This window comes from Serratia sp. CoH_122_TC_1 (assembly GCF_058191755.1).
Window position 1 is genome coordinate 256,669 of record NZ_JBXWLA010000002.1, and the last position, 15,309, is coordinate 271,977.

At 51.8% G+C, this 15,309-nt stretch carries 16 protein-coding genes; 12 read left to right on the forward strand and 4 right to left on the reverse strand.

The window, feature by feature from the left end; all coding sequences use genetic code 11:
- Positions 1-515: 515 nt before the first annotated feature.
- A complete protein-coding gene (gene rne, locus AC2FC2_RS03840) occupies positions 516-3,887 on the forward strand; it encodes a ribonuclease E (protein WP_490658776.1) in 3,372 nt (1,123 codons plus the stop codon).
- A gap of 62 nt (positions 3,888-3,949) precedes the next feature.
- Here rne and AC2FC2_RS03845 read toward each other — a convergent pair whose 3' ends face one another.
- Positions 3,950-4,237, reverse strand: a complete 288-nt coding sequence (locus AC2FC2_RS03845) for a putative quinol monooxygenase (protein WP_209634167.1) — start codon at positions 4,235-4,237, stop codon at positions 3,950-3,952.
- A 223-nt stretch (positions 4,238-4,460) separates the two neighbouring features.
- On the opposite strand from AC2FC2_RS03845, the gene pyrC reads away from it, so the two are divergent.
- The 8 genes from pyrC (at position 4,461) to AC2FC2_RS03885 (ending at position 10,029) form a co-directional block, all read left to right on the forward strand.
- A complete protein-coding gene (pyrC, locus tag AC2FC2_RS03850) occupies positions 4,461-5,507 on the forward strand; it encodes a dihydroorotase (protein ID WP_490658777.1) in 1,047 nt (348 codons plus the stop codon).
- An 80-nt stretch (positions 5,508-5,587) separates the two neighbouring features.
- Positions 5,588-5,827, forward strand: coding sequence for a DNA damage-inducible protein I (dinI, locus tag AC2FC2_RS03855; protein ID WP_037423878.1), 240 nt, complete (start codon positions 5,588-5,590; stop codon positions 5,825-5,827).
- Positions 5,828-5,963: 136 nt separating this feature from the next.
- A complete protein-coding gene (locus AC2FC2_RS03860) occupies positions 5,964-6,242 on the forward strand; it encodes a hypothetical protein (RefSeq protein WP_209632724.1) in 279 nt (92 codons plus the stop codon).
- A 191-nt stretch (positions 6,243-6,433) separates the two neighbouring features.
- Positions 6,434-6,688, forward strand: a complete 255-nt coding sequence (bssS, locus tag AC2FC2_RS03865) for a biofilm formation regulator BssS (RefSeq protein WP_037423884.1) — start codon at positions 6,434-6,436, stop codon at positions 6,686-6,688.
- A gap of 143 nt (positions 6,689-6,831) precedes the next feature.
- Positions 6,832-7,947 carry an N-methyl-L-tryptophan oxidase gene (gene solA / locus AC2FC2_RS03870; protein ID WP_490658778.1) on the forward strand — a complete coding sequence of 372 codons (1,116 nt, stop codon included), beginning with the start codon at positions 6,832-6,834 and terminating at the stop codon, positions 7,945-7,947.
- Positions 7,948-8,171: 224 nt separating this feature from the next.
- Complete coding sequence (locus AC2FC2_RS03875; protein WP_209632722.1) at positions 8,172-8,798, forward strand: helix-turn-helix transcriptional regulator; 627 nt, start codon at positions 8,172-8,174, stop codon at positions 8,796-8,798.
- A gap of 132 nt (positions 8,799-8,930) precedes the next feature.
- Positions 8,931-9,047, forward strand: a complete 117-nt coding sequence (locus AC2FC2_RS03880) for a DUF2770 family protein (RefSeq protein ID WP_209632721.1) — start codon at positions 8,931-8,933, stop codon at positions 9,045-9,047.
- A gap of 4 nt (positions 9,048-9,051) precedes the next feature.
- Positions 9,052-10,029 carry a zinc-dependent alcohol dehydrogenase family protein gene (locus AC2FC2_RS03885; RefSeq protein WP_490658779.1) on the forward strand — a complete coding sequence of 326 codons (978 nt, stop codon included), beginning with the start codon at positions 9,052-9,054 and terminating at the stop codon, positions 10,027-10,029.
- Here the strand turns inward: AC2FC2_RS03885 and AC2FC2_RS03890 are convergent.
- On the reverse strand, positions 10,016-11,068 hold the full coding sequence (locus AC2FC2_RS03890) for an AI-2E family transporter (protein WP_490658780.1): 1,053 nt from the start codon (positions 11,066-11,068) through the stop codon (positions 10,016-10,018). The genes AC2FC2_RS03885 and AC2FC2_RS03890 overlap by 14 nt on opposite strands.
- Before the next feature lie 425 nt (positions 11,069-11,493).
- Between AC2FC2_RS03890 and AC2FC2_RS03895 the strand changes: the two genes are divergently transcribed.
- A complete protein-coding gene (locus AC2FC2_RS03895) occupies positions 11,494-12,048 on the forward strand; it encodes a cytochrome b (RefSeq protein WP_404759838.1) in 555 nt (184 codons plus the stop codon).
- Between the two features lie 23 nt (positions 12,049-12,071).
- Positions 12,072-12,650: a YceI family protein gene (locus AC2FC2_RS03900; protein ID WP_265554978.1), complete on the forward strand. Its 579-nt coding sequence runs from the start codon at positions 12,072-12,074 to the stop codon at positions 12,648-12,650.
- Between the two features lie 37 nt (positions 12,651-12,687).
- Here AC2FC2_RS03900 and trhO read toward each other — a convergent pair whose 3' ends face one another.
- Complete coding sequence (gene trhO, locus AC2FC2_RS03905) at positions 12,688-13,758, reverse strand: oxygen-dependent tRNA uridine(34) hydroxylase TrhO (RefSeq protein WP_209632716.1); 1,071 nt, start codon at positions 13,756-13,758, stop codon at positions 12,688-12,690.
- A 209-nt stretch (positions 13,759-13,967) separates the two neighbouring features.
- Here trhO and AC2FC2_RS03910 point away from each other — a divergent pair, with 209 nt between their 5' ends.
- The gene (locus tag AC2FC2_RS03910; RefSeq protein WP_265554980.1) at positions 13,968-15,065 is read left to right on the forward strand and encodes an NADH:flavin oxidoreductase/NADH oxidase; all 1,098 of its coding nucleotides are present in this window, start codon (positions 13,968-13,970) and stop codon (positions 15,063-15,065) included.
- An 18-nt stretch (positions 15,066-15,083) separates the two neighbouring features.
- Here AC2FC2_RS03910 and AC2FC2_RS03915 read toward each other — a convergent pair whose 3' ends face one another.
- Positions 15,084-15,245 carry a histidine kinase gene (locus tag AC2FC2_RS03915; protein WP_209632714.1) on the reverse strand — a complete coding sequence of 54 codons (162 nt, stop codon included), beginning with the start codon at positions 15,243-15,245 and terminating at the stop codon, positions 15,084-15,086.
- Positions 15,246-15,309 lie beyond the last annotated feature (64 nt).

The window sequence follows — 15,309 nt, forward strand, 5'->3', positions numbered from 1 at the left end:
CTTCTTTTTATGTGCTTAACTGTCTCTCTGACTGTGGGGGAAACCTTGGCGGACAATAAGGCAGCAAGCCGGTTTGAACGTTTGCGATTTCTTCCGCAGTTAAGGAAAAGTCACCTTGCTATAACCGTATCAGCAGTGGAATAATGTGTTTACTTTCCACGTTGATTCTCGTTAAACAGGGAAAACTGTGGAATTATAAAATTTGTCTGATGGCACAAAAACGCAGCAATGGCGTAAGACGTAATGTGAAATCAAACAATTAGCGGGCTGCGGGTTGCAGCTTGGCCGGCAAACGGAATCAGATCTGTCGACGTAAATCAGAGGCTATTCCCCTAGTAAAAGTGCTGTTTTTCACAAAGAAATACAGGCTTACCGAGATAATGCGCCCCTATGCAGGCGACAACCGTGAGGTTGACGACTTTGCGAGAAGACACGGGGTTTTCGGTTTTAATCCGGCCATGAGGTTATTTTGCCCGCAGCTTTGTCGATAATGTAAAAATAACGAGTAAGTTAAGATGAAAAGAATGTTGATTAACGCAACTCAGCAGGAAGAGTTGCGTGTTGCCCTCGTAGATGGACAGCGGCTGTATGATTTGGATATTGAAAGTCCGGGTCATGAACAGAAAAAAGCGAATATTTACAAAGGTAAAATCACTCGTATAGAACCAAGTCTTGAAGCAGCGTTCGTTGATTACGGCGCCGAACGACATGGTTTCCTCCCTCTTAAAGAAATCGCCCGCGAATACTTCCCAAGTAACTACTCTTCTCATGGTCGCCCTAACATCAAAGATGTGCTGCGCGAAGGCCAGGAAGTGATCGTTCAGGTTGATAAAGAAGAACGTGGCAACAAAGGCGCAGCCTTAACCACCTTCATCAGCCTGGCGGGCAGTTATTTGGTACTGATGCCGAACAACCCTCGTGCCGGTGGTATTTCACGCCGCATCGAAGGTGACGACCGTACCGAGTTGAAAGAAGCGCTTTCGTCCCTGCAACTGCCTGATGGCATGGGTCTGATTGTTCGTACCGCAGGCGTTGGTAAATCTGCCGATGCGCTGCAGTGGGATCTGTCTTTCCGCCTGAAGCACTGGGAAGCCATCAAAAAAGCCGCTGAAGGCCGCTCTGCCCCCTTCCTGATCCATCAGGAAAGCAACGTCATCGTGCGTGCATTCCGCGACTATCTGCGCCCAGACATCGGCGAAATCCTGATCGACAATCCCAAAATTCTCGATCTGGCCAAAGAGCACATTGCTGCCTTGGGTCGCCCGGATTTCAGCAGCAAAATCAAACTGTACAGCGGTGAGATCCCACTGTTCAGCCACTACCAAATCGAATCTCAAATCGAATCCGCTTTCCAGCGTGAAGTGCGCCTGCCTTCCGGCGGCTCGATTGTTATCGACTCCACGGAAGCACTGACCGCTATCGATATTAACTCCGCGCGTGCAACTCGTGGCGGCGATATCGAAGAAACGGCGTTCAACACTAACCTGGAAGCCGCGGACGAGATCGCTCGCCAGTTACGCTTGCGTGACCTCGGCGGCCTGATCGTTATCGACTTTATCGATATGACCCCGGTTCGTCATCAACGTGAAGTGGAAAACCGCCTGCGTGATGCCGTTCGTCAAGACCGCGCGCGTATCCAAATCGGTCGCATTTCCCGTTTCGGCCTGCTTGAGATGTCGCGTCAGCGCCTCAGCCCGTCGTTAGGCGAATCCAGCCATCACGTCTGCCCACGCTGTAACGGCACCGGCACCATCCGTGATAACGAATCACTGGCTCTGTCCATTCTTCGTCTGATCGAAGAAGAAGCGCTGAAAGAAAACACCAAAGAAGTTCACGCTATCGTGCCAGTTCAGGTTGCTTCTTACCTGCTGAACGAAAAGCGTGAATCGGTGAGCGCGATCGAGAAACGTCAGGGTGGCGTGAAAGCGATCATCGTGCCGAACGATCAAATGCAAACCCCGCATTACTCTGTGCTGCGCGTGCGTAAGGGTGAAGAGACACCAACCCTGAGCTACCTGTTGCCGAAACTGCACGAAGAAGAAATGGCTCAGCCGCTGGAAGATGCTCCGATGGAGCGTAAACGCCCAGAGCAGCCAGCGCTGGCTTCGTTCTCTCTGGCTGCTGACGCACCACCACCGGCTGAAGAACCGGCAGTGGCGAAGTCTACCGCCACCGTTACTGCAACCAAACAAGCCGCGCCAGTTGCTGCAAAACCGGGCCTGTTAGGCCGTCTGTTCGGTGGCCTGAAAGCGCTGTTTGCTGGTGAAGAACAGCCTGTTGTCGAAGCCAAACCCGTTGTTGAAGCACCGAAGCAAGAAGGTAACGGTGAAAACCGCCGCCAGGATCGTCGCGGTCAACGCCGTCAAGGTACTGGTCGTAAAGAACGCGGTGAGCGTGGCGATCGTCCAGAACGTGGCGAGCGTAAAGAACGTGGTGACAACCGTGATCGCGATAACCGTGAACCGCGTGAAAATCGCGAACCACGTGACAACCGCGAAGGCCGCGAAACACGTGAAGTACGTGATGAACAGCGCCGCAACCGCCGCAATGCGCCACAAGCCACTGCACCGGTCGATGAGCCACAGTCTGAAGAGGCCGCAAAAGCACAGCGTGAAGAGCAGCAACAACGCCGTGATCAACGTGCCGAGCGTCAGCGTCGTCGTCAGGAAGAAAAACGTCAGGCTCAGCAGGAAGTGGCCGCGCTTGAAAGCGTAGAGACCACCACGGCCAGCACCAGCAATGACGAAGATCTCGAAGAACGTCAGATGCAGAACATGCAGCGCCGTCAGCGTCGTAATCTGCCACAGAAAGTTCGTGTATTGTCTGCGGAAGAAGAACTGCATCGCGCAGCGGAAGAATTATTGGCACCCAAAGCGCCAGTAGCAAAAGCTCAGGACGTGAAGCCTGCCCAGGTTGAAGACAGCGTTAAACTGCTGCCTGAAACCCTCGAGGCGCAGGCCGAAGATGATGCTCAAGGTGATAACCGCGCTAACGGCGAAAACGGCATGCCACGCCGCTCACGCCGTTCTCCGCGCCACCTGCGCGTCAGTGGTCAACGTCGTCGCCGTTACCGTGATGAGCGTTACCCTACTCAGTCGCCAATGCCATTGGCTGGGGCTTTCGCCTCTCCGGAAATGGCCTCAGGCAAGGTCTGGGTAAGTTACCCTGTCACACAGACTGCGCAAGTGATTGAAGAAGCTGAAGTTCAGGCGGAAGCTATCGAGATCGCTACTGACAATGTCATGGCACCGGAAGCCGTCAGCGTAACCGCACCAGCGGTCGTTGAAACCGCCGTACAAGCCGTTAGTGCGCCAGACGTTGCAGTTGAAGCACTTGAAGCAGAAACCCAACCGGTTGTTGAAACCGTTAAGCCGATTATCACGGCTCAGGCTGAGGAAATCACCGCAGCACCTGTGGTTGAGGCACCGGCCGTAGAAGAAACGGCTGCAGCTGAAGTCGCGCCAGTGGTTGAGGCCGCTCCAGTGGTTGAAGAAGCGCCAACAGTTGAAACTGCCCCAGAGGTGGAAGAAACGCCCGTTGTGGACACCGCAGTGACTACCGTTACTGAAGACACGTTTGTTGCCGAGCAGGCATCCGTGGTCGCAGAACCGGAAGCCGCTGTCGAGCCTGTGCAGGCCGTTGTTGCTCCAACCGTTGTTGAAGAAAAAGTGTCTGTTGTACAGCAGCAACCCGCACCGCTGTACAAGCATATCGCAACGGCACCAATGACCAAGGCCCCTGCACCGGATTATGTGCCGGAACAGCAGCAACACAGTGATTGGCAGCGCCCTACCTTCAACTTCGAAGGTAAAGGTTCCGCCGGTGGCCATGCGGCGGCGAACCAAGCCACCGCACCGGCAACCAAACCGCAGCCGGTTAACGATTAACGTAATCTGCTCCGATCAAAAAACCCGCCATAAGGCGGGTTTTTTATTGCAACAAAATCGGCTCAGGCAATTTTCTTCAGGCGTTTGATATCCAGCGAATCAAGTTTGCCATCAAGCTGGCTGACGAATTGCTTAAAATGTTCGGTGGCATTGTGCTTTTCCAATGCCTCTTCGCTTGCCCAGCGTTCAAAAAATACGAAGGTGCCTGGCTGTTCCAATTCGCGGTGCAAATCATATTGCAGGTTACCCAACTCCCGACGGCTTGGTTCGATAATCTCATGTACCGTATCGCTCACTGCAGATACAAATTCAGGTTTCGCCTGTAGGGTCGCAATTACTCGCACTTCCATTTTTTTCTCCCATTCCACATGAATAACCTTGATTACCCGGCAGTTGCACCCGGGAACCATTAAAATCCTTCTCACTATGCGCCTGATAGCCAATTGATTTCAACTTGCTGTGAACAAACAGATGCATCGCAAGCGCTTTCAGCTTATCCTTACACCCCGGCGTGAATAACCCCCATTATTCGCTTTTATGTAGACCCGTTTCTAACCGCCGGAGCCTTGCAACATGACCGCACAACCTCAAGCCCTGAAAATCCGCCGCCCTGACGACTGGCACATCCATCTGCGTGATGATGACATGCTGAAAACGGTTTTGCCCTATACCAGTCAGGTCTTTGGCCGGGCGATTGTGATGCCGAACCTGGCTCCACCAATTACGACCGTCGATGCCGCCCGCGCTTATCGCGACCGCATTCTGGCAGCAGTCCCTCAGGGGCATAGCTTCACCCCGCTGATGACCTGCTACCTGACGAATTCGCTGGCCGCCACCGAACTGGTCACGGGGTTCGAACAAGGTGTTTTCACTGCCGCCAAGCTGTATCCGGCTAATGCCACCACCAACTCCAGCCACGGTGTCAGCGATGTGAAAGCTATCTACCCGCTGTTCGAAAAAATGCAGAAAATCGGCATGCCGCTGTTGATTCATGGTGAAGTGACCGATGCCGCCGTTGATATTTTCGATCGCGAGGCTCGTTTTATTGAGCAGGTTATGGAGCCAATTCGTCAACAGTTCCCAGAACTGAAAATCGTCTTCGAGCACATCACCACCAAAGAAGCGGCCCAATATGTGCAGGAAGGCAATCGATTCCTTGGCGCCACTATCACTCCACAGCACCTCATGTTTAACCGTAACCACATGCTGGTTGGTGGCATCCGCCCGCACCTGTTCTGCCTGCCTATCCTTAAGCGCAACATTCATCAGGATGCATTGCGCAAAGCGGTTGCCAGCGGCTCAGATCGCTTCTTCCTCGGCACCGACTCTGCCCCGCATGCCAAACACCGTAAGGAATCAAGCTGTGGCTGTGCAGGTGTATTCAATGCCCCTAACGCCATCCCGGCCTACGCCAGCGTATTTGAACAACTGGGCGCACTAGAGCATCTGGAAGCATTCTGCTCACTGAATGGCCCGCGTTTTTATGGTTTGCCGGTCAATACCGATTTTATCGAGCTGCAACGCGTCCCGACCACCCAGCCGGAAGAGATCCTCATGGGTGACGAAACGGTAGTGCCCTTCCTGGCAGGAGAGAGCCTGAACTGGTCAGTGAAGGCGTAAGCATCTTTTTTTAACGTAGCCTCTTGCCCCCGGCCGCGGTTAACTGTATAAATATCCAGTAAATCGCTTCGGGGGCAATTATGCGTGTTGAAGTCACTATAGATAAAACCAAACCACTACCGTCAGGGGCCATAGAGGCTCTGACCGGCGAACTGAGCAAGCGAGTCAATCGCCAATTTCCAGACACCGTGGTTCAGGTACGTTATGCCGGCTCAAACGGGCTCTCGGTACTTGGCGGTCTCAAAACAGATAAAGACCTGATCGCAGACATCCTCCAGGAAACCTGGGAAAGTGCTGACGATTGGTTTAGCGCAGAATAATACTGCAATGTAGTTTTTGCCGGGGGTCGCTCTCCGGCTTTTTTGTATTTGAAGCCTGGCGAAGGGGGTTTAATTTTTTGCTGGAAGAAACCCTTTATCTGGTCTGTACTGAATGCTTTAACAGGAGGTATTTGACATGGCCCCAGACAAAGTGAGAAACGAAGAAGCGATGACGTTTGGCGAGTTGCTGGCACTGATCGCCGATCAAAAACGACGTTTAAGCGTGTTGGAAGTGGCATTCTCCTATCTGGCCTTTGGTCTTGATGACAAAGCCAACCAATTGTTAATCCACAGCCTAAAGCTGGAATCGCAAAATCAGAATCGCGATGCCGAAACACAGCAGCACTTTGCCCATCTGGCCTCCGAGTTAGAAAAACGGCTACACGGAAACGCCCCCCCACCTGATCTTACATAGCACCTGGTCTTCCCTCTTTCGCGAGCGAACCTGTAGAATAATCACTCAAATAAATATTTATTTTGCAAAAGAAGGTGGGAAAAGCTCCACCACCGAAACCAGATGCGTATACTGTAATTGCTCACATGATGATGGGCCGCATTGATCCTCGTTAGTCACTCACGGTAGTCACTACTCAATAAGGGGTCTTTATGGACAGAAATGATGAAGTAATTCAGACACACCCGCTTGTTGGTTGGGATATCAGTACTGTCGACGTTTATGACGCCATGATGATACGCCTTCATTACCTGTCTTCACTAGACCAGACACCCGAAGACGCCCAAGTAGACAGAACGCTTTGGCTAACCACAGATGTCGCACGTCAATTAATCAATATCTTAGAAGCTGGCATCGCCAAGATTGAAGCAACGGATTACCAGGACCTTGATCGTAAAAAACACTAGTTCACTCTACCCAAAAACCTAAGGCGCCAGTATTTATCCCTGGCGCCTTTTTATTTGCCTGTAACTCGTGCAACAAGTGCATTGCGACGCCCAACCTTTTATCATGACGGCATAAGAGAGATGTCACAGAGAGGTTATGGCACGTGGAATATGACTTAATTGTTGTGGGCAGCGGTTCGGTAGGTGCAGCGGCGGGTTACTATGCGACACGGGCCGGCCTTAAAGTATTAATGATAGACAGTGCGATGCCCCCACACCGTAACGGCAGCCACCACGGCGATACGCGCATCATCCGTCATGCCTACGGCGAAGGCGAAAAATATGTTCCGTTGATTCTGCGTGCCCAAGCCTTATGGAACGCACTGATTAAACAAACGGGTGAAGAGTTGTTCCAGGATTGCGGTGTGCTGAACATGGGGCCGGAGCAATCAGAATTTATTCGTAATGCCCAGCACAGCGCGCAAAAATTCCGACTCAATACGCAAAACTTGAGTGCGGAAGAGATAAACCAGCGCTGGCCGGAATTCAATGCACCTGAGGGCTACGTCGGCGTATTTGAGCCGGATGCAGGGTTCCTGCGCTCGGAAAAAGCCATCACCAGCCTGATCAAGCTCGCGAAAGACGCCGGTTGCAGTCAGTTGTTCAATTGCCCAGTCAGTGCAGTGCATCCTATCGACGGTGGTGTTGAAGTCATTACCGCTGAAGGCCACTTTCAGGGGCGCAAGGCCGTAGTCACTGCCGGTACCTGGGTAAACGCGCTACTACCCCGACTCCCAGTTACCCCGCTGCGTAAAGTGTTTTCCTGGCATCAGGCCGATGGCCGTTACAGTATCAATAACCGGTTCCCAGCCTTTACTGTCGAAGCGCAAGACGGCAACCATTACTATGGTTTCCCTGCCGATAACGACGGGTTGAAGGTGGGTAAACACGATGGTGGCCAACCTATAGATAAGCCTGAAGAGCGTAAACCTTTTGGCAGTTTTGCCAGTGACGGTACCGAAGTTTTCCATTTCCTGCGCCAATTCTTGCCAGGTGTAGGAGTATGTTTACACGGTGAAGCATGCAGTTATGACATGAGCCCAGATGAGGACTTTATTATCGATACGCTGCCAGGCTGCGATCGCTTAATGGTTATCACTGGCCTGAGCGGCCATGGTTTCAAGTTTGCCAGTGTATTGGGTGAAATTGCTGCACTGTTTGCCGAAGATAAAACGCCCCCGGTGGACATCCTGCCCTTCTCATTAAAACGCTTTGATTAAGCCCTTCGCTTCACTCAATCGCGCCCGCCACCCGCTGCGGGCGGCGGTTGAGTGCCTAAGTTACAACCAAGAATTATCATAACAATCTGAAATTTAATGTAAAAAATATTTCAACGGAAATTTCTGTCGTAAGTATCCGGATTTCCGAATTGATCCGCTGTGGTGTAAGTTCTATTTTACAGCTGATATGCCATAGTAATTCTTCGATCAACAAGGACGTCACCATGAAACTGCTTGTCGTGGACGAATGCTGCTTCACTCGGGTCGGAATAGATAACTATTTTACTGACAATGTTTTCGCCCAGGTAAAATGTTGCCACAGCCTTGAACAGGCGACCCCCCTGCTGGATCACTACCGGCCAAGCCACATTCTGGTGAACCTGACCAAACAGTGCCGCCATAGCGAAGATGACGCCCAACTTCAGGCCTTTATTGATGCTACATCATCGGCACTGTTGTTTATTTATCTGGATACCCCCTACCCTTATAGCGAAACGCCAATGCGTATCGCCGACCACGCATTTCTGTTCAATAAAGCCACTCTGCCGGTGACCTTGCGCATGATGCGCGAAAAGCCGGTGTCACTGATGGACTGCAGCGTTGAACATTCGCTGTTCAGCCCACAGGAGCTGACGGTAATGAAGCATTGGATGGCTGAAATGCCCAATTACCGCATCGCGAAAAAACTGCAAATCAGTTCGCATACGGTCTACGTTCACAAACGTCATATCACAGAGAAAATCAACGCCCGCAACCGGCTGGAATTTTATTCACTGTATAACGTGCTGCGCTACTTCTATCCGCCAAGCGTGCCTTCGAGCGCTATGCCACTGTCTTTGATGGCGGTGTAACCAAAGCCTGCGATAGCAGGCTGCTGTTAATCTTGAGGTATGCCTCTGTCCCACGTTTTGTTCTCGCGACAGTATGAACGCCGGCCGCAAAAATACTATAATCTGCCCGTCCTTACCTTGTGGCCTCTAAGAATGTTAAACAAAATACTGTCGGCGATCGTCAACAACGTGCGCGAACATCTGGTGCTGTATCTCTGTCTATGGCTGGTGTTATTGGTGCTGGACGTCTATTTCTTCTTTATCGCTTAAACGCATGCCATCTCCCCTTCCGCGCCTGTGCTTTAGCCGTTTTGGCAACCCTGAGCAAGTCATTGATTTGGAACACACTCGTCTTCCTGCGCACCAGCCCAACCACCTGCGTTTACGGATGCATTATGCACCGATCAACCCCTCTGATCTGATCCCAATCCACGGCCAGTATGCACACCGTACCGCCTTGCCTCAGGTACCCGGCTACGAAGGCATGGGCGTTGCTATCGATTCTCATGGTCACTCTACCGATAGGCGGGCGCTGGCGATCATGGGTGATGGCAGTTGGCAAACCTGTGTCACGATTGAACAAGCCAGGGTCGTCTGGGTGCCGGATGATATTGATGATGCCAGTGCAGCACAAATCTATATCAACCCACTCACCTGTTGGGTATTGCTGACACAGTGGCTGTCACTGAATGCTGGCGACATCCTGTTGCTAAACGCTGGGGGATCGGCAATAAGCTTTCTGTTTTGCCAATTGGCCGCGCTGCGTGGTATCAAATTGATTGTGGTCGTACGCAATACGGCACATCGACAGGCGTTACTGAATGCCGGTGCATGGCGAGTCTACGAAAAGAGTTTGTTGCAGCAATATGAGTTACAGCTACTGACCGGCCATACCGCGAAGGCAGCGATCGACTGTGTTGGTGGTGAGGAGGGTTTACAGCTGGCACGTTCGGTGGGCCCTTCCGGTGATTTTGTCGCCTTGGGGTTACTCAGTGGCCAACAGGTTGACTGGCAACGTATTGCTCAGCAATTGCGGCTGCGTACCTCACTGTTTCATCTGCGCAAGTGGAATGCACAAGCCACACTGACTCAGTGGCAAGCTGCATTCCAGCAGCTTTTTCATTTGGTCCGTAGCGGCCAACTGACCCTGCAGCCCCCAGCAGCAGTCTATCCCCTACGGCACTATAAACTGGCGCTGCAGCATGCCGCCGACAGCAAAACGCAGGGGAAAATCTTCTTTACTCCGGAGTAACCTGTTTTACTGGCTGCCCATCACCGAGAATTACAGCCAATTTGTGCCCGCCTTCGGTGGTCTCCAGTGCGATACGCGTAATAATGGTCAGTGGCACCGACAACAACATCCCCACTGGCCCCATCAGCCACCCCCAGAAAATCAGAGACAAGAAGACCACCAGCGTCGACAGCCCCAACCCCCGCCCCATAACGCGCGGTTCCAACATATTACCAATCACCAGGTTGATGGCGATAAAACCCGCAGCCACCACCAGTGCATCGCCAAAACCATTAAACAGCAAAGCCTGGACCAAAGGAGGAACAGCGGCAATCACCGAGCCGATATTGGGAATATAATTTAGCAGGAACGCCAGCAGTCCCCAGATAAACGCAAAACGCACGTCGACCGTAGCCAGGAACCCCCAGACAATAACGCCCGTTGCCAAACTGATTACCGTTTTGATCACCAAATAACGGGTAACGCCATCCAGTGCACGCTGAATATTGGCAATACCTTCACTCGGCTTGTCGAGCGCTTGCTGTAATTTGTAAGGCAAGAGTTGTACTTCAAACAGCATAAATACCACTGTCATCAACAGCAGAAATATATTGGTCATTGCCCCTGAAAAACGGCTCAACAGGCGGGTAACCATATTCATGGCCGCACTGGGATCGACATACTGCAACATTGCCTCGGTAGAAATAGTGATATTGGCGCGGTCTGCGTAATGCTGCAGCTCTCCCAGCTTTTCCATCATCATGCCGCGGTACTGCGGTAACGAGCGGGCAAATTCGTTTAGCGAGGCACCCAATATTCCGATGAACAACATCAATATGATGACAACGGCGACCACCAACAAGGTCACGCCCAACACACGCGGTATCCGCCAACGTTCAAGCTGCGTCACGAGCGGATTCAGTACCATAGCGAGGAATACCGCCAGTAAGAATGGCACCACGACATCCGCTGCGGCTTTGACACCCGCGAGAATAATCACCACCATCGCCAGCATAATGGCCAGGCGCAGGCTGCGATCGGTCGACTCTGTTCGGCCCATGACATTTCCTTGCGTTAATAGCGCTGGCCCGACGGACCACCAGATACCCGTTATGTTAGCAAACTCTGCCTCAGCGCAGCACGGGTATTGCAGGTTGGATAGAAAATACCCTTTTTCAAAACATCACCTGGAAATAGTTGGCAATCTTGACTAGGGTTTATTTGTCAAAACCTCTCAGCATATTTACGCAAAATGACAAAAGCTGACAATAATAAATAAATTCGTTATTTTTCAAACCATAACAAAAAATTAATTTACCACAGCATCTATTAACTCCAACTATTTCACTGATTGACTTATCGCTATCTTAACCAAATCCACTGATTGATATTAATAAGAAGTAACATAGTTAAATTTATTATTGATTTTATGTTTCTTAAAGTTTAATTATTGCAGCCAGAAAATGAGGAATGTAAGGAAACGCGATGCTCTGGAAAAATACCGCGAACCGGTTTGGCCATATTTCAGTGCTGATCCACTGGTTGGTTGCGCTGGCGGTGTACGGCATGTTTGCCCTTGGTCTATGGATGGTCACGCTTGGCTATTATGATGTCTGGTATCACCAGGCACCGGAAATCCATAAAAGCATCGGCACGCTGCTGTTTGTCATCATGGTGATCAGAGTGATTTGGCGCTTTGTTTCACCGCCCCCTAAACCGTTGGCCAGTTACAGTCGCTTCACGCGTGTTAGTGCAATCTTGGCGCATTTGGCACTCTACGTGGTGCTGTTCAGCATCCTGATTAGCGGCTACCTGATTTCTACCGCCGATGGCCAGCCTATCAGCGTTTTCGGCTGGTTCGACGTCCCTGCCACCGTCACTGGCATGGCGGAACAGGCCGATACCGCCGGCACTGTTCATCTTTACCTGGCCTGGGCCGTGGTAGTGCTTTCAGTGCTGCACGGTTTGGCTGCGCTTAAACATCACTTCGTTGATCGTGATGTTACTTTGAAACGGATGCTGGGTAGCAGCGCCGATTAACCTTTGGATTTATGGAGATTGCTATGTTAAAGAAAACCGTACTGGGCCTGGCGACAGGCGCACTGCTGCTGAGCGCCGGTTCCGCACTGGCTGCTGACTACAAAATTGACAAACAAGGTCAGCACGCCTTTATCGAATTCCGCATCCAGCACCTGGGTTACAGCTGGTTGTACGGCTCTTTCAAGGATTTTGACGGTGGTTTCACTTTCGACGATAAAGATCCGTCCAAAGACAAGGTGAACGTCACTATCAACACTGCCAGCGTCGATACCAACCACGCTGAGCGTGACAAACACCTGCGCAGTGCAGAATTCCTGAATGTGGAAAAGAACAAACAGGCCAAATTTGAATCCACTGAAGTGAAAAAGAACGGCGAAGGCTATGCGATTGTCGGCAACTTGACACTGAACGGCGTGACCAAACCGGTTACGTTGGACGCCAAGCTGATCGGTCAGGGTAACGACCCATGGGGTGGATACCGCGCAGGCTTCGAAGCCAACGGTAAGATCAAACTGAAAGACTTTGGCATCACTACCGATCTTGGCCCGGCGTCTCAGGACGTAGAGCTGATTATTTCCGTGGAAGGCGTTCGCGCGAAGTAATGCAAAAGCGCGGCAAGACTGCCGCGCTTGTTAGGGCTCAGCTGGCTGAGCCTTTATCTTCTTCCGGTGCAGGAATATGCATCGTGGTCTGCAATAACCCTTTCGACTTATTGAAAATCTTGATGCCGTTCTCACGGCCGGCACGGCGTGCACGCTGCTCTTCACGCGGCAACTTCAGCTCTTCGCGGCAGATCTCGCTGCAACAACCTTCAAATTTAGCGGCACAACTCGGGCACTGAATAAACAGTAAATGGCAGCCATCATTCTTGCAGTTGGTGTGAGTATCACAGGCAGCACCGCACTGGTGGCAGTTGGCAATCACATCATCAGAAATCCGCTCGCCCATACGCTCGTCAAACACAAAGTTCTTGCCGACAAACTTCAGCGGCAGCCCCTGCTCTTTTGCTTTGCGTGCGTACTCGATAATACCGCCTTCTACGTGATAGACGTTTTTAAAGCCGTTATGCAACATATAGGCACTGGCTTTTTCACAACGGATACCGCCGGTGCAGTACATGACAATATTTTTGTCTTTATTGTCCTGCAGCATTTCAACGGCCATTGGCAATTGATCACGGAAAGTGTCTGAAGGCACTTCGATGGCATTCTCAAAGTGGCCGACTTCGTATTCGTAGTGGTTACGCATATCCACAAACAGCGTATCCGGGTCGTCAATCATTTGGTTAACGCGATCGGCCTGCAAATACTCACCGACGTTAGCCGGGTTAAAGCTTTCGTCATCAATACCATCAGCGACAATGCGATCACGCACCTTCAGGCGCAATACCCAGAAGGATTTACCGTCGTCTTCTAGGGCAATATTCAGCCGAACCTGGTCCAGTGCCGGATGCGAAGCAAACAACGCGGCCTTAAACGCCTCAAACTTATTTTGCGGCACGCTGATCTGCGCATTGATGCCTTCTTTAGCCACATAAATGCGGCCGAAGACCTTTAGCTTGTCGAATTGGACATACAGGCTGTCACGAAACGCCTTAGGATCGTCGATGGTGAAATATTTATAAAAAGAAACTGTAGTGCGCGGCTCGGTTTCCGCCAGCATGCGCGCCTTCAGTTCCTCATTAGAAATTCGGTTATGTAACACTGGCATGGTGTACTTTCCTGTCTTTCGGGAGGTGACTGATTTGAACGCGCGCAGGCCGCTGGCCCACGCGCGGCGCACATAATACCCGAAAAATCGGCTCAACACAGCATTAACCCGCTGGCGCTGTTGAGTGCGAAAACTTGACGTTGTTCACGAATCCCGATAAGCCTAAGGAGATCTTACCCACCCTATTTACCACGGACCTGGAGGACATTATGAGTCAGTTATTTACCCCGATTGCGCTGGGGAAACTGAATTTGCCCAACCGTATTATTATCGCGCCAATGTGCCAATATTCAGCCGACAACGGCAAAGCAACACAATGGCATACCATGCATCTGGGTAGCCTGTCATTATCCGGCGCCGGCCTGCTGATTGTGGAAGCCACATCGATAGCTCCCGAAGGCCGTATCACGCCCAGCGATCTCGGTTTATGGGATGACGCCACCGAACTCGCACTGGCTGAGGTGGTGAACGCGGTAAAAAAACACGCCACCATGCCGTTAGGCATTCAACTTGCCCATGCAGGGCGCAAAGCCTCCTGTGCCGTACCTTGGGCTGGCGGTGGACAACTCAGCGCCGCAAACGGAGGCTGGCAAACATTGTCTGCCTCGACCCTGCCCTTTGCCCCACAGGATGAAAAACCGGTGGCAATGAGTCTGGAAGAGATTGAACAGCTCAAAGCGCAGTTCGTTGCGTCGGCAAAACGTGCGGACCGACTCGGTTTTGAACTGATTGAGCTGCATGGCGCGCACGGCTATCTGCTGCATCAGTTTCTTTCACCGCTGTCCAATCAGCGCAACGATCAGTATGGTGGCTCATTGCAAAATCGCATGCGCCTGTTGCTGGAGATTTTCAACGACGTGCGTGCAGTCTTTCCGGCGCACAAGGCGCTCGGTGTACGTATTTCTGCCAGTGACTGGGTTGACGGAGGGTGGGATGAGCAGCAGTCGGTGCTGCTGGCAAAAGCGCTAAAAGAGCTGGGCTGTGACTACATTCATGTGTCCAGCGGGGGGACGTCACCGCTGCAAAAAATCCCGGTTGGACCTAATTATCAAGTCCCTTTCGCCGAAACCATCAAGCGGGAAACCGGTTTGCCGACGATTGCGGTAGGGCTAATCACCGAGCCAGAACAGGCGGAAGCGATTGTCGCTACCGGGCAGGCAGATATGATCGCACTGGCGCGTGGCATCCTTTACAACCCACGCTGGCCATGGCATGCCGCGGCGAAACTGGGTGAGAAAGTCAGCGCACCACCGCAATACTGGCGTTCAGAACCACATGTGTTGAAAGGTCTGTTTAAAAACGCCTGATAAATCCGGGGTGGATGCTCAGTGGCCACCCCGGCATTCAGTAAACCCGGAAGTCACTATTCCCGCCAACAGGACGATTCCTGCCGTGACCAGCAAAGGGTTAAACTGGAGGTGTGCGCCAAGGCTGCCCAACAGCGTTCCCGTGACCAGCAGCCCTACACTTATCCATGATGCCAACATAATACCCCCTAAATAATTGCGCGGGATGATACGCATCTGTCGCTGACAGGCTTTGTCCTTTCGA

What these genes read in the sequence shown, in the direction of transcription:
- rne (WP_490658776.1), top strand. Translation starts at nt 516, where the DNA reads ATGAAAAGAATGTTGATTAACGCAACTCAGCAGGAAGAGTTGCGTGTT.
- AC2FC2_RS03845 (WP_209634167.1), bottom strand. Translation starts at nt 4,237, where the DNA reads ATGGAAGTGCGAGTAATTGCGACCCTACAGGCGAAACCTGAATTTGTA.
- pyrC (WP_490658777.1), top strand. Translation starts at nt 4,461, where the DNA reads ATGACCGCACAACCTCAAGCCCTGAAAATCCGCCGCCCTGACGACTGG.
- dinI (WP_037423878.1), top strand. Translation starts at nt 5,588, where the DNA reads ATGCGTGTTGAAGTCACTATAGATAAAACCAAACCACTACCGTCAGGG.
- AC2FC2_RS03860 (WP_209632724.1), top strand. Translation starts at nt 5,964, where the DNA reads ATGGCCCCAGACAAAGTGAGAAACGAAGAAGCGATGACGTTTGGCGAG.
- bssS (WP_037423884.1), top strand. Translation starts at nt 6,434, where the DNA reads ATGGACAGAAATGATGAAGTAATTCAGACACACCCGCTTGTTGGTTGG.
- AC2FC2_RS03875 (WP_209632722.1), top strand. Translation starts at nt 8,172, where the DNA reads ATGAAACTGCTTGTCGTGGACGAATGCTGCTTCACTCGGGTCGGAATA.
- AC2FC2_RS03880 (WP_209632721.1), top strand. Translation starts at nt 8,931, where the DNA reads ATGTTAAACAAAATACTGTCGGCGATCGTCAACAACGTGCGCGAACAT.
- AC2FC2_RS03885 (WP_490658779.1), top strand. Translation starts at nt 9,052, where the DNA reads ATGCCATCTCCCCTTCCGCGCCTGTGCTTTAGCCGTTTTGGCAACCCT.
- AC2FC2_RS03890 (WP_490658780.1), bottom strand. Translation starts at nt 11,068, where the DNA reads ATGGGCCGAACAGAGTCGACCGATCGCAGCCTGCGCCTGGCCATTATG.
- AC2FC2_RS03895 (WP_404759838.1), top strand. Translation starts at nt 11,494, where the DNA reads ATGCTCTGGAAAAATACCGCGAACCGGTTTGGCCATATTTCAGTGCTG.
- AC2FC2_RS03900 (WP_265554978.1), top strand. Translation starts at nt 12,072, where the DNA reads ATGTTAAAGAAAACCGTACTGGGCCTGGCGACAGGCGCACTGCTGCTG.
- trhO (WP_209632716.1), bottom strand. Translation starts at nt 13,758, where the DNA reads ATGCCAGTGTTACATAACCGAATTTCTAATGAGGAACTGAAGGCGCGC.
- AC2FC2_RS03910 (WP_265554980.1), top strand. Translation starts at nt 13,968, where the DNA reads ATGAGTCAGTTATTTACCCCGATTGCGCTGGGGAAACTGAATTTGCCC.
- AC2FC2_RS03915 (WP_209632714.1), bottom strand. Translation starts at nt 15,245, where the DNA reads ATGTTGGCATCATGGATAAGTGTAGGGCTGCTGGTCACGGGAACGCTG.